Here is a 26,246-nt window from a genome sequence, read left to right as displayed (position 1 = left end):
GGTACGGTGGCCACATGGAGGGAGGGCGACGATGGAACTTGACTTAGAAACATTGAGGCTCTTGGAGAGTATCAATCGGACGGGAAGCCTCCGCCGCGCAGCAGACAATGCCGGGGTTACCCAGCAAGCGGTCTCGGCACGCATCCAGCTTGCAGAACGCCGGCTTGGACGGGCACTTTTGCATCGTTCGCGCAACGGTTCAGAACTGACGGACGACGGTAAGCTCGTGATCGAGTGGGCCAGGCCCCTTCTGGAGGCCGCTGACATCTTTGCATCGTCGGTGCGGACGCTCCGTAGCAAAGCCGATATTTGCGTGGCTGCCAGCCAATCAATTTCAGAGCAACTGCTTCCCGGGTGGATGGATGCACTCAGACAGGCCCCGGATGCTCCCACAGTTCGTCTCATTTCCGGCAGCAGCGCAGATGTCATCAAGCGAGTACGTGGACACGCGGCGACCCTGGGATTTATCGAAACGCCCGAAGTGCCAACTGACCTCGCCTCCCAGCGGATCCGGAGCGATCCCCTCGCCGTCGTAGTCTCTCCCGATCACCCATGGGCCGGACAGGGCCGCCTCATCTCACCAGCAGAACTGGCTCGCACGCCTTTGATCTGTGACGACAAGGGTTCCGGTCGCTGCACTCTCGAACTGGCACTGCAGGCCGCTGAAGTCGAAGATAGCTTGGCGTCCCCGGCCGCTCTCATGACAGGAACTGGCGCGATCGCCGGTGCCGTCGCGAGCGGTATTGCTCCCGCCATCGTGAGCCGCTCACTGGTCCGCCCCCATCTCGAAAGTGGCGCTCTGATCGAAGTCGAAACCGAGGGCATACAGCTCCACCGACCTTTCACCATGGTCTGGACCGGACAACCCGCTCGGACCTCGGCCGCCCAAAAGTTCATCTCCATCATCACGAGCCGGACGGGCCCCAGTCCCTCCGTGGCCAGCGACAGAGGCTAGCATCGGCCAGCTTAATGCTTGCAACATAACCTGCCACTCGAGGTGGGGGGGAGGCTAGGGGGAGTTGCAACATGTGCAGGGGAACCAAGTTCAATTTGGGCGGCCGCGTAAACTGAGGGCCGGTCACGGTAGCATCAGCAATACCGCCGGCCAAAGGAACACAGTATGGAAAATTTAGAGGCTGTTATCGCGGGGCTCGAAGAAGCCAGCGGTCTCAAGGAAGTAGCCCAGGTGACAACCTTTGAGGGCCAACACGAGACTGCTGGAACGATAGGAACCACGATCAGTGATCGTGGTGTTGGGCATCCTCATCGATACTCGGTTTTCGGTCGTTCTGTAGCCTTGGCGAACAGGAGTGCAGCGGGCAGATCAGCGCCGGATCTTGCCACCGCAATAGCCACTGTCCCTTGGTTCAAACTGGGGAAGAAGCAACGGTAAGGCGCAGCCTACCTCGACGGTTTGAGTACCAGGGCAGAGCCGCCTCCGCGCCTTGCCGGCTCTGCCGCGGCGACCATGCTTCCGTCTGGCATGAACTCGATTGCGGTGGCCGCGCCGATCTCTGCGGCTGAGGTGAACGAGTCCCCAGCCGGCTGCAGCACATGGCCGTAGGGTTTCAGCTGGCTTTCATAGGTGTCGATGAACTCCGGTTCGGCGGTAACACTTGCGGTGTTTCGTTGCGATGCCCGAGGTGCCGCGATCGCTTCCGGTATGTCCATGCCCAGATCCACGCGGTTCAGGATCGTCTGCAGGACGGTCGTGATGATGGTGGAGCCGCCCGGCGAACCCAGCGCGAGGAAAGGTTCACCGTCCTCGAGAAGGATGGTCGGGGACATTGAGGAGCGGGGCCGCTTCCCCGGCTCGATGCGGTTCGGGTCGGCCGGGTCGTACACGGTGGAGAAGTCGGTCAGCTCGTTGTTGAGCAGGAACCCGCGGCCGGGCACCACGATACCGGATCCGCCGGTCTGCTCGATCGTGAGCGTATACTCGACCACGTTTCCCCACCTGTCAGCGACGGTCAGATTGGTTGTCGAGATATTCTCAGTGTCCTTCTCGTCAGCCGGGGCCGCGGCGGCAGCCGGGCACACGCCGTCGTACTCGGATACGTTCCCGGGTGCGACGGGTTTCTCGGCCGCCTGCAGCGGGTCGATCCGGCAGGCGCGCTCCTTGCCGAACAGAGGGTCCGTGAGGGCGGCGGTGGGGACGTCGACAAAGGCCGGGTCGCCGACGTACTTGCCGCGGTCGGCGAAGGCAAGGGCGCTTGCCTCGAGGTAGTGGTGCAGGGCGCCGGGAACGGTCATCTCGGAGAGGTTGACTGTGTCCAGGATGTTCAGCGCTTCGCCGACGGTGGTGCCGCCGCTGCTCGAGGGCGCCATGCCGTAGACGTCCAGGCCGCGGTATTCCACGTGCGCTGGATCCTGGTCCAGAGCCTCGTACGCGGCCAGGTCCGCCGTCGTCATGTGGCCAACCGGGACGGGCAGCTTTGTGGTGTCAGTCTTCGGCGGATCCTGAACTGTGGCCGCAATTTCCTCCGCAAGCGGCCCATCGTAAAAGGCGTTCGTGCCATGTTTGGCGAGGAGCCGGTACGTCTTGGCCAGGTCGTGGTTCTTGAAGGTACTACCGACGGCGGGTGCGTCGCCGTCCGGAAGGAAGAGGCTTCTCGTCGAGGTGAACGCCTCGAAGCGGACCTTGTTGTCAAGGGTCTGCTGGCGGAATGTTTCATCGACTTCGAAGCCGCGGCTGGCGACCTGGATGGCTGGCTTGAGCGCTTCGCGGAGGCTCACCGTTCCCCAACGATCGAGGGCGCGCTCCCAGGTAGCTGGCGTGCCGGGTACGCCCACGGAGACGCCGCTGGTGACGAGTTCCGGTGTGAAGCGGTAGGGCTCGCCGGTCTCCGGGTCGATGAACGCGTCGTGCGGCATCGCCTCGGGTGCGGTCTCGCGGCCGTCGATTGAGCTGACCTCACCGGTTTCCGCGTCGTAGAACATGAAGTAACCGCCACCGCCGATCCCGGCGCTGTACGGTTCAGTCACGCCGAGGGTCGCTGCCGCGGCTACGGCGGCGTCCACGGCGTTGCCGCCCTTGCGGAGGACTCTGATCGCTGCGGCGGATGCCTCCGGGTCGACAGTGCTTACTGCACCGCCGTACCCCCTGGCGGTCGCGGTCTTATCAGGCTCGGTCGGGTGGGCGAAGGCGGGGCTGGCAACGGTGCCGCTGGTTAGGCTCATAACCAGGGCGGCTGTAAAGGCAGCGAACCGACGTCTCAGATGTGCCATGGTCACTCCGAATCGAGGTGATAGGAGTTGTCGATGAGGCCACGCTACTCTCAGGGCTCCGGCCACTCAATACTGCAGGGCGTCTCGAAGGGAGAGACGTCGGATTTATTGGGGGAGAGGCGAAGCGCTGGAGCCGGCTGCCTTGGCCCCGGGGCGCTATGTTCCACGTTTTACTCCTGAGGGCATTGTTGTTGTGGAGCGCGACGAAAAGAACAGATGGTCATCGGCACCAGTAACGCGCTGGTAACGCCTACAGCGATTTGCTATGCCGGGCGCCGTATAACAGGTAAGTGGCGGGCTCCGCCCGGCCCGGGGCGACGACGAAGGAAGGAATGCCATTATGCTGACTGGCCCGGATCGAACGCGGCCCCCCGGTGGAAACCCGGTGCCCGCACATGTGGAGCCGGACAAGACGGACCAAGGCGGTTCCCGGCGGGTAACCGGTGTGGACGTCGCCAGGGGCCTGGCCCTGATCGGGATAATCATCGTCAATGTTTTTCCTCAGTCGGCCGGGGGCATAGCCACGGCGGAGTGGAGTATCCTCGCGGGCCGCCCCGCAGCTCTCTTCGCGTTGATCGCGGGGATCTCCATCGCGCTGCTCACCGGCGGCAGGCGGACACCGGCAGGCCGTGAGATGACTGCGAACCGGGCCGGTCTGGCACTGCGGGCGCTGTTGATCACCTCGATCGGCCTGCTGCTGGGTCCCACGGATACCACCGTCGCGATCATCCTGCCCTACTACGGGATCCTCTTTCTGCTGGCTGTCCCGCTGCTGGGCTTGGGCCGTCGGACGCTGCTGGGCCTGTCCGTAGTCTTCGCGGTCCTCGGGCCCGTGGCGATGCAACTGGTGCGTGCGACCTGGCCGGATATGCCGCAAATCCAGGATGAATACTCGTTCTCTCGTGCCGCCGCCCAGCCCGACGTCTTCCTCACCGACATGCTGCTCACCGGGTTTTATCCCGCCCTGCCATGGATGGCGTACATCTGTGTGGGCATTGCGGTCGGACGCATGGACCTAACCTCCCGGAAGATCGCGGCCGCCCTCGTGGCGGCCGGATCTGCTCTGGCCGCCTCCATGTGGCTACTGTCGATGGTGCTGCTGGGCCCGGGCGGGGGCCTCAACCGGATCGTGGCCGCCACGCCCATGCTCAGCAGGGAGGAGATCAATTCCATTTTGATCTTCGGAGGCAATACAGCTACCTCCGCAGAGACCCTGCCGGCCACGACCGGGTGGTGGCTGGCCATCCTCTCTCCTTACACCTCCACGCCTGTCACTATCCTGCACACCCTCGGAATCGCACTGGCCGCCCTGGGCGCCGTGCTGCTGCTCGTGCCGCTGCTGGGCGGTACCGCTGGTCCCCTGGCTGCAATGGGCTCGATGACGCTGACCCTCTATTCGGCCCACGTGATCGTCCTGGCCACCGAGATCCTGGATGAGGGCCGTCCCGTTATGTCCATCACCATCCAATGCATCGTGTTCCTGCTCGCCGCAGTGCTGTGGCGCAACGCCATCGGGAAGGGCCCGCTCGAAAGCGTCGTAGCCGTTTCGACCGCCTGGCTCCGGACTTTGGTCCTCAACCGGGGGCGCCCCACCCGCCAGTCATCGAACCGTGAAGCCGGTTAGCCCGGACCTTGAACGGCCTGGCACCGCCGATAAACCAGTAAAGGGCGGTCACACCGCGCGTTTGCGCATTCACCTCTTCATTCGACCCTATCCGAGATAGATACCGCGACCGCAAAACTGTGGGAAAACGGGGCGGAGGCGGACAAGCCATGACGTCCCTTATCAGAATCCATCGAATTCGCATCCACTGTGATTCGTCGGGTTCTCAGGTGTCATAGGCGCCGTTATCGGCGCTTAGATAGCGGCGGCGCGTTCAGCGGTTTCGGAACGCAGTGGAGCCAGTTCGAACCCTTTTATTCCTTTTCGCACCCCTCTTGGGTTTGCAGCTTGGATGCGGCACCTGTTGGCTTCCATCCCGGAATCAATGCGGCCTAACTGTGCTATGGCACTAGGCGGGTTGTCAGCCTCCTGCGGCAGCGTGTGTTGCAGAAAGTGCAACGCGCAATTGCGTAAAGTGCATCGCATCGTGGAGAGTGGTCCCCGTGAATGAGACCCAAGACACAGCCGCAGCCAAGATGCTGGCGATCTTAGAGGCGTTGTCCCAAGCGGGGCAGGAGGGCGGTCAGGGCTCTACTGTTTCAGCCCTGGCGCGAGCCCTGGGACGCGACAAGTCCAGTATTTCACGCCAGTTAAAGCCGTTGGTCGACCTGGGTCTGGTGGAACGTGATGACGATGGGCTTCACCGGCTCGGATGGAAGCTCTTCGCCGTGGCGGCCCAGGCAGGCGACCAGCGCTTGCTCCTCCTGGCTCCGCCGGTGATACGGCATTTGACCCGTTTGCTGAAGGAACGGGTGCACCTGAGTATCCGGCGCAACGATGAAGTTTTCACCATCCTGTCCGAAGGTCCGCAGCGGGCGATTGAGGCCGTCGGGTGGGTAGGGCGCACCGCTCCGATCACATGCACCTCTTCCGGGCGGGCACTTTTGTTCGACCACAGTGCGGAGGAAATCCGTGACCTGATCGAAGACACCTTCCGTCCGGGGCCGGGCCCGAAAGCACCGGCAACGGTCGAGGAGGTCATCGAGCGGGTTAGGTTGGCGAGGACGCAGGGATATGCCCTCGTCGTCGACGAGTTTGAAGATGGCCTTTCGGCTGTGGCCGCGCCGGTCCGGGATGTTCATGGACGGATTGTCGCTGCCATCAACATGTCCGCGCCCTCGTACCGCTTGAACAACAATCTGCACAATGCAGGGCGGCAGGTAAGCCAAGCGGCGCTGTATCTGAGCCGCTCCCTTTCGTCGCCTCCTGCAGAGACTCCCTCTATACCCCAGGAAAATCATCATGCCCAGAACGGGTCAAGCGACGAAGTTAGAAGGGTTTCATGAATTTTCTTGACTATGTCGGCGACAATTCCAGCCGTATCACCTTCCTGCTGATCCAACACATCGAAGTGGTGTTGATTGCGGTAGTGATGGCAACCATCATCAGTCTTATTCTGGCCGTGGCTACGGAGAACTTCCCGTCTTTCCGTAAGGCCGCCCTGTCTGTTTCAGGGACGATTCTCACCATTCCCTCCTTCGCCCTGTTCGGACTCATGATTCCCTTGTTCGGGCTGGGGGTTGTACCTACGGTGCTGGCCCTTACGGTCTACGCCATTTTCCCGATCCTCAGGAACGCCGTGACAGGTTTCGAGACCGTGGACGCCGGCGTGATCGATGCTGCGCGCGGCATGGGCATGGGCTCGTGGCAGCGGTTGTGGAAGATCCGGGTGCCACTGGCCTGGCCGGTGATTCTCAACGGCATCCGGGTTGCCACCATCATGGTCGTCGCCATTGCTGCCATCGGTGCAGCAGTCCGGGGACCGGGGCTGGGGGAGCTGATCTTCAGGGGCCTGTCCCGCATGGGCGGAGCCAACGCCCTCAACGAAGCACTGGCCGGAGTGGTCGCGATCGTCCTTGTTGCCGCAATCCTCGATGTGCTCTTCCTCATTCTTGGCCGCATCTCTACCCCGCGAGGTCTTCATGTCTGACATCCACACCCGCCCGACTCCCGACACCGACGTCATGATCCGGCTTACCGAGGTCACCAAACACTATGAAGGCGCCGCCGCGCCCGCTGTAGCTCCTTTGACTATGGAGATCAAACGCGGCGAATTCATTTGCCTGGTCGGACCATCCGGCTGCGGAAAAACGACAACGCTGCGCATGATTAACCGCCTGGTCGAGCCCTCGGGCGGCCAGATCTGGATCGACGGCCAGGACGTGACCCATGCCGACCCGGACGAACTGCGCCGCCACATCGGCTACGTCATCCAGCAGGTCGGGCTCATCCCGCATATGTCCATCGGCCAGAACGTAGGCCTTGTCCCCTCGATGCTGGGCTGGGACAAGAAGAAGATCGCCGCACGCGTTGACGAACTGCTGGAACTGGTCGGCCTGGACCCTTCCGTCTACCGGTCCCGGTATCCCAAACAGCTTTCGGGCGGGCAGCAGCAGCGCGTCGGCGTCGCCCGCGCCCTGGCCGCGGACCCGCCCGTCATGCTGATGGATGAACCTTTCGGCGCCATCGACCCCATCACGAGAGACCGGTTGCAGGACGAATTCCTGCAACTGCAGCAACGCATCCGCAAAACCATCGTCTTTGTGACCCATGACATCGACGAGGCGCTTCGTTTGGGGGACCGCATTGCGATCTTCGCCGAAGGCTCCCGGCTTGCACAGTTCGCCACGCCGCTGGAGATCCTGACGAATCCTGCCGATGACTTTGTCTGCTCCTTCATCGGCGAAGGCGCGGCGCTGCGCCGCCTGTCGCTGCTCCACGTGGGCGATCTGGATGTGCAGGAGAACCTGGACGTGCCGCCGGCCGAACTTACGGTGGAGCCGACGGAGACCGTGGCCGCCGTCCTGGAAACCATGCTCATGCACGGCGCCGACCGGGTGTCAGTGGCCGGCGGGCCAACGATGACCGTCCAGGACATGCTCCTCGCTACCGGCCAAACCAGGCAAGAGGTCGCCCGGTGACTACTCTGGCTACCAAAACCCAGGCCGGGGCGCCGAAGGCCAAGGGCAAAGACCGCTCGGTGTGGATCCTCCCCGCCATCGCCTTGACTCTTGTCGCGGGCACGCTGACCTACATAAGTACCGCGGAACTGGACGACATCGAAGCCCGCGCCCTCACCTCGGAGATCCTTCTGGACAAGCTCTACGAGCATGTCCTGCTGGTGGTCATTTCCACCATCGTGGTAGTTGCGATCGGCGTACCTGCGGGGATCCTGCTGAGCCGGCCTTGGGCCAAATACTTCCGCGCGCCCGTACTCGCCGTGGCCAACGCCGGGCAGGCCATCCCCTCCATTGGCATTCTGGTGCTGCTGGCCCTGATTTACGGTGTCGGCTTCAATATGGCCGTCGTTGCCTTGGTGGTCTACGCGCTGCTGCCGATCCTGAGGAACACGATCGTGGGCCTGCAACAGGTCTCACCCTTCGTGATCGACGCCGCGAAAGGCATGGGCATGAACGCCCGCCGCATCCTGTTCAAGGTCGAGCTGCCTCTGGCAGTGCCCGTCATGCTGGCCGGCATCCGGGTCTCCCTAATCCTGAACGTCGGTGTCGCCACCCTGGCCACCTACACCAATGCCGGAGGCCTCGGTGACCTGATCGAGCGGGGCATCGTATTTTACCGAATGCCGATCCTGCTGACCGGCTGCCTGCTGACGATCGCGCTGGCACTGCTGGTGGATTGGCTGGCGGGACTGATTGAACGCCGCCTGACTCCCAAAGGCATCTGAAGTCTTGAAACTCACACCTTTCGAAAAGGAAATGATCATGCGTCAAAAAGCCACAATTGCCGCCGGTTTCATCGCCGGCAGCGTGCTCCTCTCCGGATGTGCCCTGGGCCAGAGCGCTCCAAGCGGCGTGACCGCCGGATCGCTGGCCGAGGTGGGCGACCTGAGCGGTGCCGAGGTCACGGTAGGTGGCAAGGAGTTCACCGAGCAGCTGATTCTCTGCGAAGTCGCGGCCCAGGCCTTGGAATCGACAGGTGCAACCGTGGGCCGCAGCTGCGGAATGTCTGGAACAAGCAGCGTCAGGTCCGCACTGCTCAGCGGCGACATAGACATGTACTGGGAGTACACAGGCACCGGCTGGATCACCCACTTGGGCGAGACGGATCCCATCGCGGACCCGCAGGAGCTCTATCAAGCGGTGGCGGAACGCGACGAAAAAGCCAACTCGGTGACTTGGCTGGAACCGTCCCCGGCCAATAACACCTACGCGGTGGCAGCCAGTCGGGAGAAGGCCGAGGAACTGGGCGTCAAAACACTCTCCGACTATGCCGAGCTGGCTAACAGCGACCCGTCCAAAGCCACGTTCTGCGGCGCTGCCGAATTCTTCGGACGTAACGACGGATGGCCCGGGCTCCAGGACGCCTACGGCTTTGAGCTGCCGAAGGATAAGGTTTCCGAACTCGCGGCCGGCGCCATCTACAACTCCATAGACACAGCCGAACCGTGTGTCTTCGGGGAGGTATTCGCCACGGACGGCCGCATCGAGGCACTCGACCTGGTCGTCCTCGAAGACGACCAGCAGTACTTCACCCCGTACAACCCTGCGGTCTCGATCCGGACAGAGGTTCTCGAGCAAAATCCCGCAATGGGCGATGTGCTCGCCACCGTGACCGAGGCTCTGGACGACCAAACGTTGCGGCAGCTCAATGCCAAGGTCGACGTAGACGGAAGCACGCCGGAAGAGACAGCGAAGAACTGGCTGGTCGCGGAAGGATTTGTCGGTGAGTGAAACCAGCGGGCAGTCTTCCGCAGATAGCGGTGTGTTAAAAGTCCGCCTCCTGCAGACCGACCCTGTCCTCGGGGACGTTGACGGCAACCTGGAACGGCTGGACTCCCTGGCGAGGGCGGCATCGGACCGCGACCTGATCGTCACCCCGGAACTGGCAACCCACGGCTATTTCCTGGGTGAAGTCCCGGACACCATGCCGCTCTCGCCGCACGAGGAGAGGCTGCTCCGCCTAGGCACTCACGGCCCGGCAGCGGTTGTCGGCTTCGCCGAGTCCTTCCGCCACCACACCTACAACAGCGCCGCACTGCTGGACGGGGGAGAGGCACGCATCCAGCGCAAAATGTACCTGCCGACCTACCGCGGCTGGGAGGAGCGGAAGCACTTCCGCCCCGGCGGCACGCTGCATTGCTACGACCTGCCCAAAACCAGAATCGCCACCCTCATCTGCAATGATGCGTGGCAGCCGGCTATTCCATGGCTCGCCGCGCACAGCGGCGCCGAGGTCCTCGTGGTCCCGGTCAACAGCGTCACGAGCAATGTGGGGCTACCGACGGAGCGCGCCTGGGAAATCCTGCTGCTCCACGCCGCCGTGGCACTTCAGTCCTACGTGGTGTTCGTCAACCGTTGCGGCGAAGAGAACGGAAAAGACTTCTGGGGCGGGTCACGGGTGATCCATCCTTCGGGCGAGGTCATGGGCCAACTCGGGACCGGGGCCGGAGAACTTGACTGCGACCTGGACCTGGAGGAGCTGCGTTCGCTGCGCCGGCAGTGGCCGCTGCTCCGGGAACCCCGGGCGGATCTCATCGCCCGGGAAGCATCGCGGCTGGCCGAAGAGGAGCTTTAAGGTGTTCGACAGCCACGTACATGCAGGCCCCGATGTTCTGGACCGCATCGGCGACGACACCGATGTGGCCCGGATGTACGGGCTCGCCGACTTCTCAGGCTTCGTGCTCAAAGCACACTACGAGTCGACAGTGGGACGGGCGCGTGCGGCCGCTCGATTGACCGGGCAGGCCGTCTACGGCGGCATCGCGCTCAACCAGCACTGCGGCGGCATCAATCCCAGCGCTGTTGCCGCAGCCCTCGGCGCCGGAGGACGCGTCGTCTGGATGCCCACGGCCGACGCGCACACCCAGCACACCGCGGACCTACCGAGATTGTGCAACCACGAACCCCGGATCGGACCCCACACCTACGCCATTCCGCCGGTCGACACACGGAACGTCGAACCAATCGAGACCGTCCTGGCCCTGATCGCCGACCACGACGCGGTACTCGCCACCGGACACCTCAGCGGCGACGAATGCCGATGGCTAAGCGAGCGGGCCCGATTCTACGGAATCGAGCGCCTGATGTTCACCCACCCCTCCTACACCGTGCCGGGACTGGAACCGGCAGCCATCCGCACCTTGGTCGAAAACGGCGGGTACGCCGAAATCACCACCTACCAACTCCTGCACCAGACTGGATGCACACCCGCCATGCTGGCACGGGCAGCAGAAGCCGCAGGCGAACGACTCATCCTCTCCTCCGACGCGGGACAACCTGACTCACCTCCCCCTCCGGATGCGCTCCAGCTGCTCATCGACATCCTCGCCGGCGAAGGCCTCGACCGCCGCTGGCTGGAAGCAGCTGCATCAACCACACCCACAGCCCTGTTCACCCTCAACTGATCCCACTAAACGAACAAAAAGCTTGGGAAAGGCCCATCAGCGGCCGACCTAAGCTACGCCTTGCCCGAAAGTCACCCCGACAGAATACAAACGGATCACCGGCAGAAAGGCCCCCCGTGGGTTTCGCACCAAAAACCGTGGCCGAATTCATTCACCACACCACCTATCACGAGCTCCCCGACGAGGTGGTCCATCAGGTAAAACGATGCCTGCTGGACCTGGTGGGAGTTGCCGCCGCAGGGACCTCCACCAACCTGTCCCAAATCCTCTACCGGCATGCGCTGAGACATTCCGGGGGATCGGCCCGGACCTCCCGCCTGCTCTTCGAAGGCCGCCGGGTCGGAGCCGCCGATGCGGCACTGGCGAATGCCGGAACCATTGATTCCATAGACGGGCACGACGGCCACCGCCTCGTCAAAGGACATGCGGGGGCCGCCATCCTGCCGGCCGTCCTGGCCTTCATCGATGAGACACCAGGACAAACAGTTAACGATCTGCTGACGGCTCTCACCATCGGATACGAGATCGCGCTGCGGGCAGGGATCACCCTTCACCGGACGGCCGCGGACTACCATAGCTCGGGCGCATGGAACGCCGTCGGCGCCGCCGCCGTGGGCGCCAGGCTCCTCGGGCTAGGAGCAGGGGCGACCGGCCATGCCCTCGGGATCGCGGAATATTCCGCTCCCCGGGGGCCGATGATGCGGGCCATCAGCCATCCCACCATGGTCAAGGACAGCTCGGCCTGGGGCGCCCAAGCGGGGGTGAGCGCTGCCTTCCTCGCCGCCGACGGTTTCACGGGCTTCCCCGCGGAACTCCTGGAAGGTACCCCCGAAACCGGTGATCTGGGCGTGCGGTGGAGGATCATGGAGCAATACTTCAAGCCCTACCCCGTCTGCCGCTGGTCCCACCCGGCGATCCAGGCCGGCCTGAACCTCACATCAGCGGAACCGGGAGCCACCAACAGCATCCGGGACATCGAAGTCATCACCTTCGACGCGGCTACCCGGCTTCACACGAAGGCCCCCAAGGACACCGAGGAAGCGCAGTACAGCCTGCCCTTCGCCCTGGCCTCGGCCATGGTGCACGGGGAACTGGCAGCAGAACACATCCTGACTCCACAGCGTGAATCCGGAGTACTGCGGTTGGCGCAGAAAATCCGCCTGACGGCCTCGGACCGAATGAGTGACGACTTCCCAGCGGTGCGCCGGGCACAGGTCAACATCACCTATGAAGACGGCCGGACCAGATCCTCGGCTCCGGTCCAAGCCGACGGAGATCCCGAATCGCCGCTCAGCGACGGGATGCTCCTCGAAAAGTTCTACCGCAACACCGACAGGCTCGGCGCCGGACGAAGCGCCGCCCTTGCGGAGATGACCCTATCCGAACGGAACTACCCGCTGGAGGAGCTGACAGACCTTCTGATGCATCCCTTAGATATCTGATCCATCCGTGCAGACCACGGCGCGAAACCCCGAACCTCACGGATACGTGAGCTTCCAGAGCACGAACATTCAGCAGTACCGAACGAACGAATAGAGGAAAAAATGATTGAGAAGAAGACGACGTTTTTCAGCGAAGGCAAACGTCTCCAGGCCAGCCTGTACTACCCGGATGACCTGTCCACCGCGGGGCCGCACCCTGCCCTGATCGTCAACTCCGGATATCAGGGCTTCAACGAGTTCTACCCGAAGATGTTCGCCGAAACGTTCACCGAACACGGCTTCATCTGCCTGGGCTTCGACTACCGGGGCATGGCCGACAGCGAGGGCGAGAAAGGCACCGTCCTGATCGAGCAGCAGGTCGAAGATATCCGCAACGCCGTCACCTTCATGCTCGCCCAGGACGACGTCGACGATCACCGTATCGGCCTCGTCGGATGGGGCATGGGAGCTGCCAACGTTGTCCTCGCCGGCGAACAGGAACGCGCCGTCGCCGGTGTGGCAGCCCTGAACGGCTTCTACGAAGGAGAGCGCTGGCTGAAGTCGATCCACACCTACGACGAATGGACCCGCATTCTCGATGAGGTCAAAGAGGACCGGACGCGCCGCGTGCTGGAAGGCGAATCGAAGCTGGCCAACACCTTCGAACACTACCCGCTGGACCCGGCGACCAAGGACTACGTCGGCAAGGAACTCGAGCAGGTCTACGGTTTCGGGCACCCCACCCGGCTGCAGTTCACCGAATCCATCATAAACCTGAAGGCGGAACGGGTCGTGAAGTACCTGTCCCCGACCCCCTTGTTCATCGCCCACGGGGTGGACAACACCCTCCACCCGATCGACGAAGCGATCGGCCTGTATGAAGCAGCCGAATCGCCGAAGACCCTGTACACGATCCAGGGTCGGCACAACGACTTCATGTACCGGGAGCACCCCGAGTTCGTGCTGATGTGCGAACGCGTGCAGGAGTTCTTCGACGAGGCATTCCGGGCCAGCGCTTCCCCGTCCCGGATCAAGTCCGCCTAACCGGGCACCCGCAGGTTCCGCCGGTCCCATCGACAGGGCCGGCGGAACCGCACTCCTCGTTCCACAGCCCTACAACACCACTGCAAATTGAGATTGGACCCATGACCGAGATCCGAGACGACCTCACAACCCGCGCCGCCTACGTCTCCGACGCCTCCATCTACCGCAGGCTTCCGGCGGCCGTCGCCGAACCCGGCACAGCAGAGGAAATCCGGGAACTGCTGGCCCTGGCGCGGGAGCGCGGTTGGCCGGTCATTTCACGCGGAGGCGGAACTTCCGTGGCGGGCAATGCCATCGGGGACGGGCTGATCATCGATACGTCCAGACACTTCAACCGGATCCTTTCCATCGACCCCGAAGCGATGACGGCAACCATCGAACCCGGCGTAGTCTGTGACCAACTGAGGACGGCCGCAGCGGAGTTCGGCCTCACCTACGGGCCCGATCCCTCCACCCACTCCCGATGCACCATCGGCGGCATGGTAGCCAACAACGCATGCGGTTCCCACTCCGTCGCCTGGGGCAGCAGCGCCGACAACCTTGTCGCACTGACAGTCATGCTCGCCGACGGCCGCGAAGTGGAACTCCATCAGGGCGGCACCTCTGATAAACGGATCACCCTGGCCCTGACCGACCTGCGGGACCGCTACCTGGCCATGCTCCGCACCGAGCTGGGCCAGTTTCCCCGGCAGGTCTCGGGGTACGGGCTGCACCACCTGTTGAGTGAAAAAGGTTTCGATCCGGCCAAAGCCTTCGCCGGATCGGAAGGAACCTGCGGGATCATCACCAGGCTCACCGTACGCCTGGTCCGCAAACCCGCCCACACCGCCTTGGCCGTCATGGGCTTTGAAGACGTCTTTGAAGCCGCCGCGGCCGCACCGAAACTTCGTGTTCCGGGCGTTTACACGGTCGAAGGCATGGGCGCCGATCTTGTCGAGGCACTGCAGACCCGTCCCGGCCAGGAGTTTGCCGGTTCCGAACTGCCGCGCGGCGGAGGCTGGCTCTACTGCGAAGTCGGCGCGGACACCCTCGGAGAAGCCGAAGCACGCGCACAGGAACTTCCGGGCCTCGTGCCCGAAAACGTCGTTGACTCCATCATCGTCGCTGACGCGGCCGAGGCCAGGGCGCTGTGGAACATCCGCGAGGCCGGCGCAGGCATTGTCACGCGTCTGCCCGAAGGAGGGGAAGCCTGGCCCGGATGGGAAGACTCCGCTGTCCCGCCGGCCCGCCTAAGCGAGTACCTGCGTGACCTCTACGCCCTGCTGCACGAGCTCGGCCTGACCGGGATCCCCTTCGGCCACTTCGGCGAGGGCTGCGTACACATCCGCATCTCCTTCGACTTCAACAACGAGGCCGGTGTCGCCGCGTACCGCACGTTCATCGAGCGGGCGGCCGTGCTGATCCACCGCTACGGCGGGTCGGTTTCCGGCGAGCACGGCGACGGCCGAGCACGGTCCGAGCTGCTCGCCACCATCTACTCCCCGGAAACCCTGAAGTCCTTCGAGGAGTTCAAGCACGTCTTCGACCCGGACGGAGTGTTCAACCCTGGCGTGCTGGTGAACCCGGAGCCCATCGACCAGGGAATCCGGCCCGGACCGGGAGCCCGCACCTTCGACCTGAGGCCCATACAGGCCTTCTCCCGCGACGAAGGATCCTTCGCCGGAGCAGTGAACCGGTGCGTCGGCGTGGGCGCCTGCCGCTCCGACACCGGTGCCATGTGCCCGTCATTCCAAGCAACACGGGACGAAGTGCATTCCACCCGCGGACGCGCGCGCTCTCTGGCCGAGATGCTCCGCGGCGAGACGATCACAGACGGGTGGAAGTCCAAGGAAACCCTGGAAGCGCTCGACCTGTGCCTGTCCTGCAAGGCCTGCGCGACCGAATGCCCCGTGAACGTGGACATGGCCACCTACAAGGCCGAATTCCTCCACCACCACTACCGGCAGGGACTGCTGTCCTTCATCGGCCGAAACCGCCGGCCGATGGCCCACCTTACGATGGGATGGATGCCGCTGCTCATGCGCGCCGCCGAAAAGATCCCCTTCGCGTTTCGTCTAATCAACCTGCTTGAAGCCTTCCGCCCCGTCGAGGAACTCACCAAACGTCTCGGCGGAATCGAGCCCAGGCGGCGGATGATCTCCTTCACCCCGCAACCGCTAACCGCCTGGTTCCGCCGCCAACACGCCGGAAAGCGTACCGTCGACGACGTCGACAGCCGCAAGACCGTAGTCCTGTGGCCAGACACCTTCACCAACTTCTCCGCCGACGCGCCAGGCAAGGCCGCAATCGACGTCCTCGAAGCCATGGGCTACCGCGTCCTGATGCCGATGAGCAACGTCTGCTGCGGACTGACCTGGTACTCCACCGGCCAACTTGACATGACGAGGAAAGTCCTCTCCTCCACCCTCGACGTCATGGAACCCCTGCTGGCAGCCGGCTACCCCATCATCGGGTTGGAACCGTCCTGCACAATCATGCTGCAACACGAGATCACCGAGTTGCTTCCCGACGATCCGAGGGCCCGGCGCGTCACGGAACTCACGACCACCTTCGGCGCGTTCACCGCCGACCACCTCGACCAAAACGGGACCTGGCCATTCCGCAACCTTTCCGACGATGATGGCCCAGCCGAAGCCGTATGTCAGGTCCACTGCCATCAGAAGTCCATGCACGGCTACGGCCCGGAACTACGGGTATTAGCCAAGCTTGGAGTCGACACAACCGTCGTTGGAGGCGGCTGCTGCGGGCTTGCAGGTAACTGGGGCTTCGAGCCGGGCCACTTCGATATCTCTCAAACACTTGGCGAAAAGGAACTGTTCCCTGCCATTCGCGACGCCGCCGATGACACCATCGTGTTGGCCGACGGTTTTTCATGCCGAACCCAAATAGCCCAGGGAACCGGAGCGGACGGCTTCCATCTGGCCCAAGTCATGCATACGGCCCTCAACCAGCCCCGGAAGGACCCATAATAGGCCAGAGCACCCCGTCACCCGACCGCAGCCCATGCATCATCACCGCTGGATGAGGAAGGAGTTGTCCATGACAACAGGACCGTTCAAGACTGGTCCTCCATGAAGGGAAAACAGGTCGAAATCCGACTTTATGGAAGGCCCACCGACCGGGGGACCGTTGAAACCGCGGCAAAGGATGGCTCCGTGCTCTGGCTCGAAAGCACCGGAGGAAAGGCCGCCGCCTTTACGCCAAAACAGAACAATATGAAGCATGGCTGGCAAAGCCCGACCGCTAGACAACGCGTCCTCCAGCGGCAAACACGGTTGCATCGCCGAACAAACAAATGCGCCGTTATCGGTTCGTTGGGCCCAAGAAGCGACGCGCCAAAATCGGAAGGGAAGCCAGGGAGTCTCGCGGGCGTTGTAGGACCGGTTAGCGTTCCTGCTCGTATTGCCTGCGGATAAAGTCCGCCATGCCAGGGACGGTGAAGGCGACTCTGCCGTGTTCGGGCGCGTAGATCAGTCCTTTGCCAATAAGTCCGGAGCGGGCAGGCCCCAGGGCATTGACCGTAGTTCCCATCCGGTTGGCGACGGCGGTTGTGCCGGAGCCTGTGTCGCCGTCTTCGGCCATATGGAGCAGGTATCTGCGTTCTGCCTTGGTGGCGCGTTCCCACCGCGAGGGGAAGAACCCTGCGTCAAGCTGGGCCCTGCCGGCGGCCACGGCCAGTTCCGCGTCGTCGGCCGTGAATAGGGGTTCCGGTGCGATGTCCCAGATGGCTTTTCCGAACTCCTGGATGAAGCACGGATAACCGCCGGCGGCGTGGAGGAGGGTTTGCAGCGCCTGGGGATGGAACCGGGCGCCGAACTTCACGGCGGGTTCCTCTAGTGCACGCATTGACGATGCTTCGTCCAAGGGGCCGATCTGTCGGTAGTCAAAGAGCCGTTCGGCGTAGGAGCGGGCTTCGCTGAGCTTCCCCGGGAGGTTGGGCAGACCTGCTCCGATGATGTAGAAGGGCCACTCCCTCTGGCCGGCGCTGTGCTGGACGGTAATCAGTGCCGCCAGCAGTTCCGGATCGAGGTCCTGCATTTCATCGATGAAGATGGCGAAGGCGCTGCGTTCGGATTTCAGTGCTTCGGATAGATCCTCGATCATTTCTTCCAAGTCGATGTCGAGCCGGCCGGAATCGGCTCTGCCGGTTGCTTTCTCGAAGCCGAATTCCACGCCGGAGATTCCAAGCGTCGCCGAGAAGGAACTGACACTGCGGAAGGCTTCCCGGAGCAGCTCCGCAGCCGGGCGCCGCACGAATTTTCTGGCACCGAGGAGAAGTTCCCGGGCGAGCTTTTCCCTGATGGCTTCGGCCGCCGGCCCGCCCGGCCGGCCTTCAAGTCCCACCGTGAGCCATCCCATCTTGTCCGCGTGGCTCCGCAGCGAATTGAGCAGGACCGTCTTTCCCACACCTCGAAGACCGGAGAGTACCATTCCGCGATTATGCAGGTGGCGCTTGTTGCGGGCTACCATCAGGTCAAAGGAATTGATCTCGCTGTCACGGCCTGCCATCGCAGGCGGACGCAGGCCGGAGCCCGGTGCGTAGGGATTAAGTTCGCTCTCCATATAGGAAAGCCTAACTACTTATAGCAAAAATGCTAGACTTCACTAGAAATCTCTATAACCGTGCTTCCTCGGGCGCAAGTGCTGTTCTCAAAGTCAGCAGTCATATGCGCCGTTATCGGCGTTAGCTCTCATCGACAATGCGGGTCAACCGGGATGCAGCCCCGGTTAGTGTTGTTGCGGGCGTGGCTACCCTAGGCCCATCAGGTGTCTCTTGCGCGTGGCATGGATCACCGGCCGCGGCGGGATCAAGCGGATTGTTAACCATCACTGGGTATGCAGAGGCGTTGCGGACTTCGGTCCGGCAGACCGAAATCGGCGTGTGGCCGCCCGGGTGCCAACATTGAGTGCCCGGCCTGCATCGGAGGCGGCGAGCGTCAGGTCCGAGAACAGTGTCGGGCGGAACAAAATCCTCAAGATGGATCAGTCAGTGGTCACCTGCGCGTCGATGAGGACCGGGCCGCTGGCCTTCAGCGCTTTCTGGTACGCCTCCTCGAACTCCTGGCGAGTGCTCGTCCGCTGTGCGGGCACGCCGTAGCCCTCGGCGATGGAGACGAAGTCGATGCCGCCGAGTTCCAGGCCCGGTATGTCCGGCGCGCCCATCCGCTGGGCGAAGCCGGCGAGGGCCCCGTAGCTGGAGTTGTTGACGATGACGAACACGGTCCGTGTGTTCTGCTTTGCCGCGGTGTAGAGCGCGGTGATGCCGTAATTCGCGGAGCCGTCGCCCACGGTCGCCACGATCGTCCTCTCCGGATCCCCGAGGGACATTCCGACCGCCACCGGGAGGCCGAATCCCAGGCCGCCCGAGGCCGGGAAGTTATACATGCCCGGCCTGTCGATGGCGATCCTTTCGAGGTAGTCCAGATCCAGGGTGGTGGTCTCGTTGACGTAGGCGACCGTGTCGTTCACGTAGGCATTGAGCACCTCGAGGATTTCGGTTCCGGTCATACCGTCCGGGGAGGTCCTGGCCGGGGGCAGTTCGCGGGATCCGGGCTCACCGCGCCGCTTGCCCCGGTCCTGTACGCCCTCGGCGAGGGCCTTCGCGACGCCGGCCACGTTGGCGACGAAGGACCGCCCGAAGGGTGCGCGGGTCGCCTCGCGTGGATCCTGGGTGATCTGTACAACGCGGGTTCCCGCTTCTAGATAGTTGCTCGGCTCCCAGCGGTGGTACCGGAAGACGGCAGCGCCGAGGACGAGGACGACGTCGTGTCCGGCGAGGCGGTCGCGCACGGATTTGATGCCCGGGACGATGACACCCTCGAAGTTCGGGTGGGTGGTCGGGAAGGGGCCCCGCGAGGGCGAGGGCGCTACGTAAACGGAAGCGTCGGCCTTCTCCGCAAGCGATACGACGGCGTTGAAGACCGTCGGATCCTCGACGGCGGCGGCGTCCACTTGGGGGCCCACGACGAGCGCCAGCTTCTTTGCGCCGTCGACGGTGGCGATGAGCTCCTGCGCCATGTCGTCGGTGAGGCTGCCGGCGACGACCACCGAGCGCTCGGTGAGCAGGGCATCGTCGTCGAGGGCAGGCTCCGCCCAGTCATCGAGCGGGACGGAGATATAGACCGGACCGCATGGCTGGGTAGAGGTTTCGAAGACAGCTTGGGCGAGGGCACGCGGCACGTCCGCGGCGGCCAGCGGTTCATGCGAGTACTTGACCAGGGGGGTCGGCAGGACCGAAGCGTCCACGCTGGCAAGCATCACCTCCTGGCCGACGGTGCGCCGGACCTGCTGTCCGGCGAGGATGACCATCGGGATGTGTCCGTAGCAGGCGTTGGTCAGGGCGCCCATGGCATTGCCCGACCCGGAGGCGGCATGGATGTTCACCAGGGCAGGCTTGCCCGTTGCACGGGCATAGCCCTCGGCCATGCCCACGACGACCTGCTCGTGCAGTCCGAGAACGAAATTGAAACTCTCATCGAGGCCGGCGAGGAATGGAATCTCGTTGGATCCGGGGTTGCCGAAGATGGTGGTCACCCCCTGCGCGCGGAACATGTCCAGGCTCGTCTCCAGAACCGTCTTCTTGGTGGTAGCCACTCGTCACCCTTCCTCAGATTTTCGTTACTCCGATGGTAGCTTCGGGACCGGCTTGGGCACTGGCAGTGGTGCCGCATCCAGGGCAAGCCCTCCAATTTATCGCCCGCCGGGCTCGGGCTGAGGAATGCACCGGGCCCGGCAATACGTCTTGGCTGTCCACGGTGCGGACTTGATGGCCGGTCAGTGCTACTCCACGAGCTTGCCGGCTACAGAGTCGTCAGCGTCGGCCTCGGCTAGCGAGCGGAAGGAGTCCGGGGCAGGGGCCAGGGCCTCGAAGCTGACTCCTTCCGCTGGGGACCAGACGAAGTTGCCTTGCAGCGCCGGATCCTGCTGGGGGAAGTCCGCGCGGTTGTGGCAGCCGCGCGTCTCACGGCGCTCCAGTGCGCATTCGAGCGTTGCGCGGGTCGCGAGGAGCGAACCCAGTAGATCGTAGACGTGGGCGAGGTCGTCGAACCCGGCGATGTCGGGGCGGGCGGTGACGCGCTGGGCGCGCTCTTCTAGGATGGCCAGTTTGCGCAAACCTTCCTTCAGACCCTGTTCGGTACGCACAACGCCGGCGTGCTCGGTCATGAGGTTGCGCAGTTCGCGCTGCAGCCGCCGGGCTGACTCTGTTCCGCGTTCACTTAGCAAAGACTGCATTTCCGTGCGGGCCAGCCCCACGGCAGAGGGATCCCGGCGGACAGATGTGCGGGCGGTGACGTACTCGGCGGCGTGCTCTCCGGTGATTCGCCCGTAGACGAGCAGCTCGATCAGCGAGTTCCCGCCCAAACGGTTGGCGCCATGCAGGCCTGAGGAAGCTTCACCGATCGCGTACAGCCCGTCCACCCCCGTGCTGTGGTCTTCCGGGGCTACCCATACTCCGCCCATGGAGTAGTGGGCGGTCGGAGCGATTTCCATCTTCGTAGTGGTGATGTCGAGCATTTGCAGGTCGATCAGGGTGCGGTAGACGCGCGGCAGCTTCTGCAGGATGACTTCCCGGGGCAGGTGGGAGACGTCCAGGTAAACGCCACCTTTCTCGGTCCCCCGGCCCGCGGCGATCTCGGTGTATCCGGCCAGGGCAACCCGGTCACGGGTAGAGAGCTCCATGCGCTCGGGGTCGTAGCGCTCCATGTAGCGTTCACCCAGTGCATTGGTGAGGATGCCACCTTCTCCGCGCGCTGCCTCGGAGACGAGGGTGCCGGCGGCGTCGTCGGGTTCCAGCAGTCCGGAGGGGTGGAACTGGACCAGCTCGGCGTCCCGGATCCGGGCACCGGCCAGAGCGGCCAGGCGGAAGGAGTCCCCGGTGTTCTCGTCCCGTCGGGAGGAGGTATGGCGCCAGATGCGGGTGTGCCCGCCGGCTGCCAGGATCACCGCATCGGCATGGACCTGCACGGGTGTGCCGTCCACAATGTCGAATCCGTAGGCGCCGAAGACTGTGCCGCCGGCCACCAGGAGGCGGGTGATGTAGATGCTGTCGATGATCTGCACCTCCAGCTCTGCCGCGCGGCGCATCAGGGTGCGCTGGATTTCCAAACCGGTGTAGTCACCGGCGTAGGCGGTGCGGCGGTACTTGTGGGCGCCGAAGAAGCGCTGTGAAATCCGCCCGTCCTTTTCCCGGGCAAAGGGCATGCCCCATTTCTCCAGATCCCCGATTCCGTCGGCGGCGTTGCGCGCCACGGTTTCGACGATGGCCGGGTCAGCCAAGAAATAGGACTCGCGCAAGGTGTCTGCGGCGTGCTGCTGCCAGCTGTCCTCGGGGTCCATCGTGCCCAGGGCGGCGTTGATGCCGCCGGCTGCCAAGGTGGTGTGAGCATCGTGCTTGCGCCGCTTGCCCACCGCCAATACCTGGACCCCGCGCTGGGCCAGTTCGATCGAAGCCCGTAGTCCGGCACCACCGGTACCGATGACGAGGACGGAGGTGGACATCAGTCGTTCTATGGAGTGCTGTGTGCTCATATCGACCATGCTAGGAAGCCCCGTATGATGAGTCCAATGCATAGTTTTACTCATCGTGATGCACAAAGGCTATAATGAAACTTGAGCAGTTATCTTCCTTCGAGGCCGTGGCGCGGATGGGCCACTTCACCCGAGCTGCCGAGGAGCTCTTCCTCGCCCAACCCTCACTGAGCCGGCAAATCGCTGCTCTGGAGGCCGACCTAGGCACCAAGCTCTTCCGTCGTGGACCGGCGGGGGTGACACTGACCGACGCAGGGGAAGTGCTGTTGCCCATCGCCCGGCGGATGCTCGCTGACGCGCGGTTTGCCCGCGAGCAGATGGACGAGCTGGCCGGGCTGCGCCGCGGTCATGTCCGGCTCGGTGCCCCGCCGACTCTCTGCGTCTCACTGGTCTCCGACGTACTCGCAGCCTTCCGCGCCGCGCACCCTGGAGTGGACCTGCACATCACCGAGGCAGGCTCGCGCTCGCTGGTGGACGCCCTGAACGAGAACGCACTGGACCTGGCACTGATGGTCACCCGTGGCACGGAACCATCCGTACCGGGCACCGAACTGATCCCCCTGCTTTCCGAGGAACTGGTGGTGATTTCAGCCGCAGGCTCACCCCTGCCAGGACACACGCGGCAGCAAGACGGCGAAAGTTCGACGCCGACCGAGATCACACTGGCGGAACTGGCGCAGATCCCGCAGGTCGCGTTCAACCGCAGCTATGACCTGCGCCTGGCCACGGACGCCGCATTCTCCGCCAGCGGAATTACCCCGACGATCGCCGTCGAGGGCGCCGAGATGGACGCCGTGCTCCGATTCGCAGAACGGGGACTGGGAGTGGCCGTCGTCCCGGCTATGGTGGTCATCGACCGCCCCGGGCTGCACAGCACGCGCCTGATTAGCCCCCAACTGACCCGAACCGTCAACCTGGCCCGGCGGATCGACGTCGAACCCTCAGCTGCGGCTGCCGCCATGCAGCGGTTCGTCTTCGATACCGTGGACCGGCTCACCGCTCCCGGCACGGATCTCGCGCGACTGGTGACGGCCGTACCGCGAAACCGGTAAGGGCTGCCGAGCCGTAAGCCGCATGTCCCTGCCGAGGTTCTGTCCGGTCTCGGAGGGTGCCGGGGGCTGGCATTTCCTCCTGGCTCGGCAGGCAGAAGGGTCATGCCTGCCGAGCCAGGAGAAGCTCACCGTGCCAGCAGGAGATCCGCGCCGACGGCGGGCACGCGGCCAGCTGCCTTCAGCGCCAGGTATATGCGGTCCCGCGCCAACGGCAGCGAGGTGAAGCGGATGCCGGTGGCCGCACGGAGGGCGTTGGCCAAGGCCGGCGCTACCGGGTTGAAGGGGCTTTCGCTCATGGATTTGGCGCCGAGCGGGCCGAGTTCGTCGGAGGTGCGGGCAAAGTACACTTCGCTGCGCGGCACGTCCGCAAAGGTGGGGATATGGTACTGCCGCAGGATATCGGTGGTGACCGCGCCGCCGTCGTCAATCCGGACCTCTTCGTAGAGCGCGGCTCCCAGCGCCTGCGCGATTCCGCCCTCGATCTGCCCGCGGCACTGGCGGGGATTGACGACGACGCCGGCGTCCGCGGCCTGCACGCTCTGCAGGATGGCCAGCTCGCCGGTTGCGGAGTTCGCGGCCACGCGGAAACCCTGCACGTTGAATGCCACCGACCGCGGGGTGCCGCCCCAACGGCCTTCGGTCTGCAGCGACACGGAACGTTCCGCGGCGGCTTCGGCCAGCTGCGCGAAGGTCAGCAGCTGCCCGGCACAGTCCACGCCGGCCGCCACGGGCACGCACTCCTCGGCCGGTAGGCCGCTCAGCTCGGCGGCGAAGGAACGCAGCAGTCCGGCGAGTTCCTGTGCCGCGGCGAGCGTCGCCTTGCCCGCCACCACCGTGCCGGTGGAGCCGAAGGCGCCCGAATCGTGCTCCGTCAGCAGCGTGTCCGACTGGCGCACCCGCACCGCAGCGGGGGAGGCGCCGAGGGCCTGCGCGGCGAGCTGGGCGTGCACCGTGGTGGTGCCGTTGCCGAATTCCGCCGTGCCCACATCCAGCCGGTAGCCGTCCGCGGTCAGGGCGATGATGCTGTGCGCGTAGTGTCCGCGCGGGGGCACCGTGTCGATCATCGACAGCGCAGTGCCCTCGCCAACCAGCCACTCCGGTCCCAAGTCTTCGCCGCCGGCGCCGCGCTCGCGGCCCCGGTCCAGCGCGCCGCGGACCAGGTCCACACACTGGTCCAGCCCGTAGCTGCCGTAGAGCACGTCCGCTTCCGGTTCGCTGTGCAGGGAGATCATGTCGTCACCGTGGCGGATCATGTTGCGCCGCTTGAATTCCAGCGGGTCCACGCCCAGCCGGACGGCGAGCTCGTCCAGCGCGGATTCCACCGCGAAGATCATCTGGCTCAGCCCGTAACCGCGGAACGCGCCCGATGGAAGCGTGTTGGTGTAGACGCTGCGGGCGTCCACCTTCTTCGCGGCGCAGCGGTAGACGGCGATCGACTCGCCGCAGCCATGGAACATCACGCCCGGGGCGTGGTTGCCGTAGGCCCCGGTGTTGACCGTTGCGTCCAGCGCCAGCGCGGTGAGCGTGCCGTCCCGGCGCGCGCCGGCCCGGACCCGGATGGTGAATGGGTGCCGGGTGGTAGTGGCGGTGAACTGCTCGGTCCGGGTCAGTTCCAACTGCACCGGCCGGCCCAGCTTCAGTGCGGCCAGGGCCACGATGTCCTCGGTGAGCACCTCCTGCTTACCGCCGAAGCCGCCGCCCACCCGGCCGGCCACCACGCGGACCTTCTCCTGCGGCAGCGCGAACACCCGGACGAGCGTGCGCCTGACCAGGAACGGGATCTGCGTGGAGGAGCGCACGGCCAGGCTGCCGTCGGCCTCGGTCCAGGCGATGGCGCTGTGCGTCTCCAGCGCCACATGCTGCACGCGCTGGGTCACGTACTTCTCTTCATGCACGACGTCGGCGCTGTCCAGTGCCGCGGCAACGTCGCCGATTTCGGTGTGCACCTCGGCGACGATGTTCCGCTCCGGAACGGCAATGCGGGAATCCGCCAGCTTGTCCGCGTGCAGCAGCGGCGCGCCGGGCGCCATCGCGGCCTCGGGTTCGAAGACCGCTGGCAACACGTCGTAGTCGACTTCCAGGGCACGCACGCCGGCTTCGGCCGCGGCGACAGTTTCGGCCACGACCGCGGCCACCCGCTGGCCCTTAAAGCGGACGACGTCGTCGAGCACGCGGGTGTCGTCCGGGTCGTCCGTGTACAGCTCGTGCTGCGCCGTGGAGAACAACTGGGCAGGCGCGTCCTCGTGGGTGAAGACGGCGACGACGCCGGGAACGGCCAGCGCGGCGCGGGTATCGACCGTCCGGATGCGGGCATGGGCATGCGGCGAACGGGCCAGCTTCAGGTGCAGCAGGCCGGGGAACTCGTCGGCGGGAACGTCTAGAGTGTAGCGGGCGGTGCCGGTGACGACGAGGGGAGCTGCCGGGGCGGGCGTGTCCGCCCCGACCGCTGCCGGTGGAGTTGCGGGGGCCTCCAAGGCGCAGCTTTCCGACGGCGGATGGGAGCAGCCGCCGCCGTCGTTGTCCAGCACGGCGTCTTCGATGGCGCGGTAGCCGGTGCAGCGGCAGAGGTTGCCCTTCAGATTGCGCGGCAGGTTCTGCTTCTGCTCGTCATCAAAGGTTGCCGCGGTCATGATCATGCCGGCGGTGCAGAAGCCGCATTGGAAGCCCTGGGCCTTGAGGAACTGCTCCTGCATCGGGTGCAGGTCTGCCCCGGCCACGTCCGGCAGTCCTTCGATGGTGGTGATCGAGCGTCCCTCGGCGCGCACGGCGGGATAGATGCAGCTGTGCACCGGGACGCCGTCGACGTGCACGGTGCAGGCGCCGCAGTCCCCGCCGTCGCATCCCTTTTTCACGCCCTGCATGCCTTCTTCGCGCAGGAAGGTGCGCAGGCACTGGCCCGGCCGCGGGCTGTTGGCGTGTGTTTCCCCATTGATGTCCATCGCCAT

The 26,246-nt window shown here is 64.5% G+C and carries 18 protein-coding genes; 13 read left to right on the top strand and 5 right to left on the bottom strand.

Annotated features, from left to right (window positions below):
* Nucleotides 1-31: 31 nt before the first annotated feature.
* Nucleotides 32-955 (top strand): LysR family transcriptional regulator, encoded by a 924-nt coding sequence (locus AC5RWO_RS04865; RefSeq protein ID WP_498729799.1) that lies wholly within the window; start codon nucleotides 32-34, stop codon nucleotides 953-955.
* A gap of 446 nt (nucleotides 956-1,401) precedes the next feature.
* On the opposite strand, the gene ggt is transcribed toward AC5RWO_RS04865, so the two are convergent.
* Nucleotides 1,402-3,228, bottom strand: a complete 1,827-nt coding sequence (ggt, locus tag AC5RWO_RS04860; RefSeq protein ID WP_498729798.1) for a gamma-glutamyltransferase — start codon at nucleotides 3,226-3,228, stop codon at nucleotides 1,402-1,404.
* A 385-nt stretch (nucleotides 3,229-3,613) separates the two neighbouring features.
* Between ggt and AC5RWO_RS04855 the strand changes: the two genes are divergently transcribed.
* The 11 genes from AC5RWO_RS04855 to AC5RWO_RS04805 all read left to right on the top strand — a co-directional run bounded on the left by AC5RWO_RS04855 (nucleotide 3,614) and on the right by AC5RWO_RS04805 (nucleotide 16,689).
* Entirely contained in the window at nucleotides 3,614-4,852 is a 1,239-nt protein-coding gene (locus AC5RWO_RS04855) for a heparan-alpha-glucosaminide N-acetyltransferase domain-containing protein (protein WP_498729796.1), read from the top strand.
* Nucleotides 4,853-5,334: 482 nt separating this feature from the next.
* Nucleotides 5,335-6,177: an IclR family transcriptional regulator gene (locus AC5RWO_RS04850; protein ID WP_498729795.1), complete on the top strand. Its 843-nt coding sequence runs from the start codon at nucleotides 5,335-5,337 to the stop codon at nucleotides 6,175-6,177.
* The gene (locus AC5RWO_RS04845; RefSeq protein WP_498729794.1) at nucleotides 6,174-6,821 is read left to right on the top strand and encodes an ABC transporter permease; all 648 of its coding nucleotides are present in this window, start codon (nucleotides 6,174-6,176) and stop codon (nucleotides 6,819-6,821) included. Before AC5RWO_RS04850 ends, AC5RWO_RS04845 begins: the two co-directional genes overlap by 4 nt.
* Nucleotides 6,814-7,812, top strand: coding sequence for an ABC transporter ATP-binding protein (locus tag AC5RWO_RS04840; RefSeq protein WP_498729793.1), 999 nt, complete (start codon nucleotides 6,814-6,816; stop codon nucleotides 7,810-7,812). The genes AC5RWO_RS04845 and AC5RWO_RS04840 overlap by 8 nt, the downstream gene beginning before the upstream one ends.
* On the top strand, nucleotides 7,809-8,576 hold the full coding sequence (locus tag AC5RWO_RS04835; RefSeq protein ID WP_498729791.1) for an ABC transporter permease: 768 nt from the start codon (nucleotides 7,809-7,811) through the stop codon (nucleotides 8,574-8,576). The genes AC5RWO_RS04840 and AC5RWO_RS04835 overlap by 4 nt, the downstream gene beginning before the upstream one ends.
* Before the next feature lie 37 nt (nucleotides 8,577-8,613).
* Complete coding sequence (locus AC5RWO_RS04830; RefSeq protein WP_498729789.1) at nucleotides 8,614-9,582, top strand: glycine betaine ABC transporter substrate-binding protein; 969 nt, start codon at nucleotides 8,614-8,616, stop codon at nucleotides 9,580-9,582.
* Nucleotides 9,575-10,426 carry a carbon-nitrogen hydrolase family protein gene (locus AC5RWO_RS04825; protein WP_498729788.1) on the top strand — a complete coding sequence of 284 codons (852 nt, stop codon included), beginning with the start codon at nucleotides 9,575-9,577 and terminating at the stop codon, nucleotides 10,424-10,426. Before AC5RWO_RS04830 ends, AC5RWO_RS04825 begins: the two co-directional genes overlap by 8 nt.
* Nucleotide 10,427: 1 nt before the next feature.
* Entirely contained in the window at nucleotides 10,428-11,255 is an 828-nt protein-coding gene (locus AC5RWO_RS04820; protein ID WP_498729786.1) for a DUF6282 family protein, read from the top strand.
* Nucleotides 11,256-11,371: 116 nt separating this feature from the next.
* Complete coding sequence (locus AC5RWO_RS04815) at nucleotides 11,372-12,697, top strand: MmgE/PrpD family protein (RefSeq protein ID WP_498729785.1); 1,326 nt, start codon at nucleotides 11,372-11,374, stop codon at nucleotides 12,695-12,697.
* Nucleotides 12,698-12,799: 102 nt separating this feature from the next.
* The gene (locus AC5RWO_RS04810) at nucleotides 12,800-13,720 is read left to right on the top strand and encodes an alpha/beta hydrolase (RefSeq protein ID WP_498729784.1); all 921 of its coding nucleotides are present in this window, start codon (nucleotides 12,800-12,802) and stop codon (nucleotides 13,718-13,720) included.
* A gap of 101 nt (nucleotides 13,721-13,821) precedes the next feature.
* Nucleotides 13,822-16,689 (top strand): FAD-binding and (Fe-S)-binding domain-containing protein, encoded by a 2,868-nt coding sequence (locus AC5RWO_RS04805; protein WP_498729782.1) that lies wholly within the window; start codon nucleotides 13,822-13,824, stop codon nucleotides 16,687-16,689.
* Nucleotides 16,690-17,104: 415 nt separating this feature from the next.
* Here AC5RWO_RS04805 and AC5RWO_RS04800 read toward each other — a convergent pair whose 3' ends face one another.
* The 3 genes from AC5RWO_RS04800 to AC5RWO_RS04790 all read right to left on the bottom strand — a co-directional run bounded on the left by AC5RWO_RS04800 (nucleotide 17,105) and on the right by AC5RWO_RS04790 (nucleotide 22,249).
* Complete coding sequence (locus tag AC5RWO_RS04800; RefSeq protein WP_498729781.1) at nucleotides 17,105-18,283, bottom strand: DUF8462 domain-containing protein; 1,179 nt, start codon at nucleotides 18,281-18,283, stop codon at nucleotides 17,105-17,107.
* Nucleotides 18,284-18,703: 420 nt separating this feature from the next.
* A complete protein-coding gene (gene mdlC / locus AC5RWO_RS04795) occupies nucleotides 18,704-20,314 on the bottom strand; it encodes a benzoylformate decarboxylase (protein ID WP_498729779.1) in 1,611 nt (536 codons plus the stop codon).
* A gap of 186 nt (nucleotides 20,315-20,500) precedes the next feature.
* A complete protein-coding gene (locus tag AC5RWO_RS04790; RefSeq protein WP_498729778.1) occupies nucleotides 20,501-22,249 on the bottom strand; it encodes an FAD-binding protein in 1,749 nt (582 codons plus the stop codon).
* Between the two features lie 74 nt (nucleotides 22,250-22,323).
* Between AC5RWO_RS04790 and AC5RWO_RS04785 the strand changes: the two genes are divergently transcribed.
* Nucleotides 22,324-23,301 (top strand): LysR family transcriptional regulator, encoded by a 978-nt coding sequence (locus tag AC5RWO_RS04785; protein ID WP_498729777.1) that lies wholly within the window; start codon nucleotides 22,324-22,326, stop codon nucleotides 23,299-23,301.
* A gap of 125 nt (nucleotides 23,302-23,426) precedes the next feature.
* Here AC5RWO_RS04785 and AC5RWO_RS04780 read toward each other — a convergent pair whose 3' ends face one another.
* On the bottom strand, nucleotides 23,427-26,246 hold the full coding sequence (locus tag AC5RWO_RS04780) for a molybdopterin-dependent oxidoreductase (RefSeq protein WP_498729775.1): 2,820 nt from the start codon (nucleotides 26,244-26,246) through the stop codon (nucleotides 23,427-23,429).

Source organism: Arthrobacter sp. B055-34, from assembly GCF_059090425.1.
The sequence above is the reverse complement of the archived record's forward strand: the minus strand, read 5'-3'. Positions and strand labels throughout refer to the sequence as shown.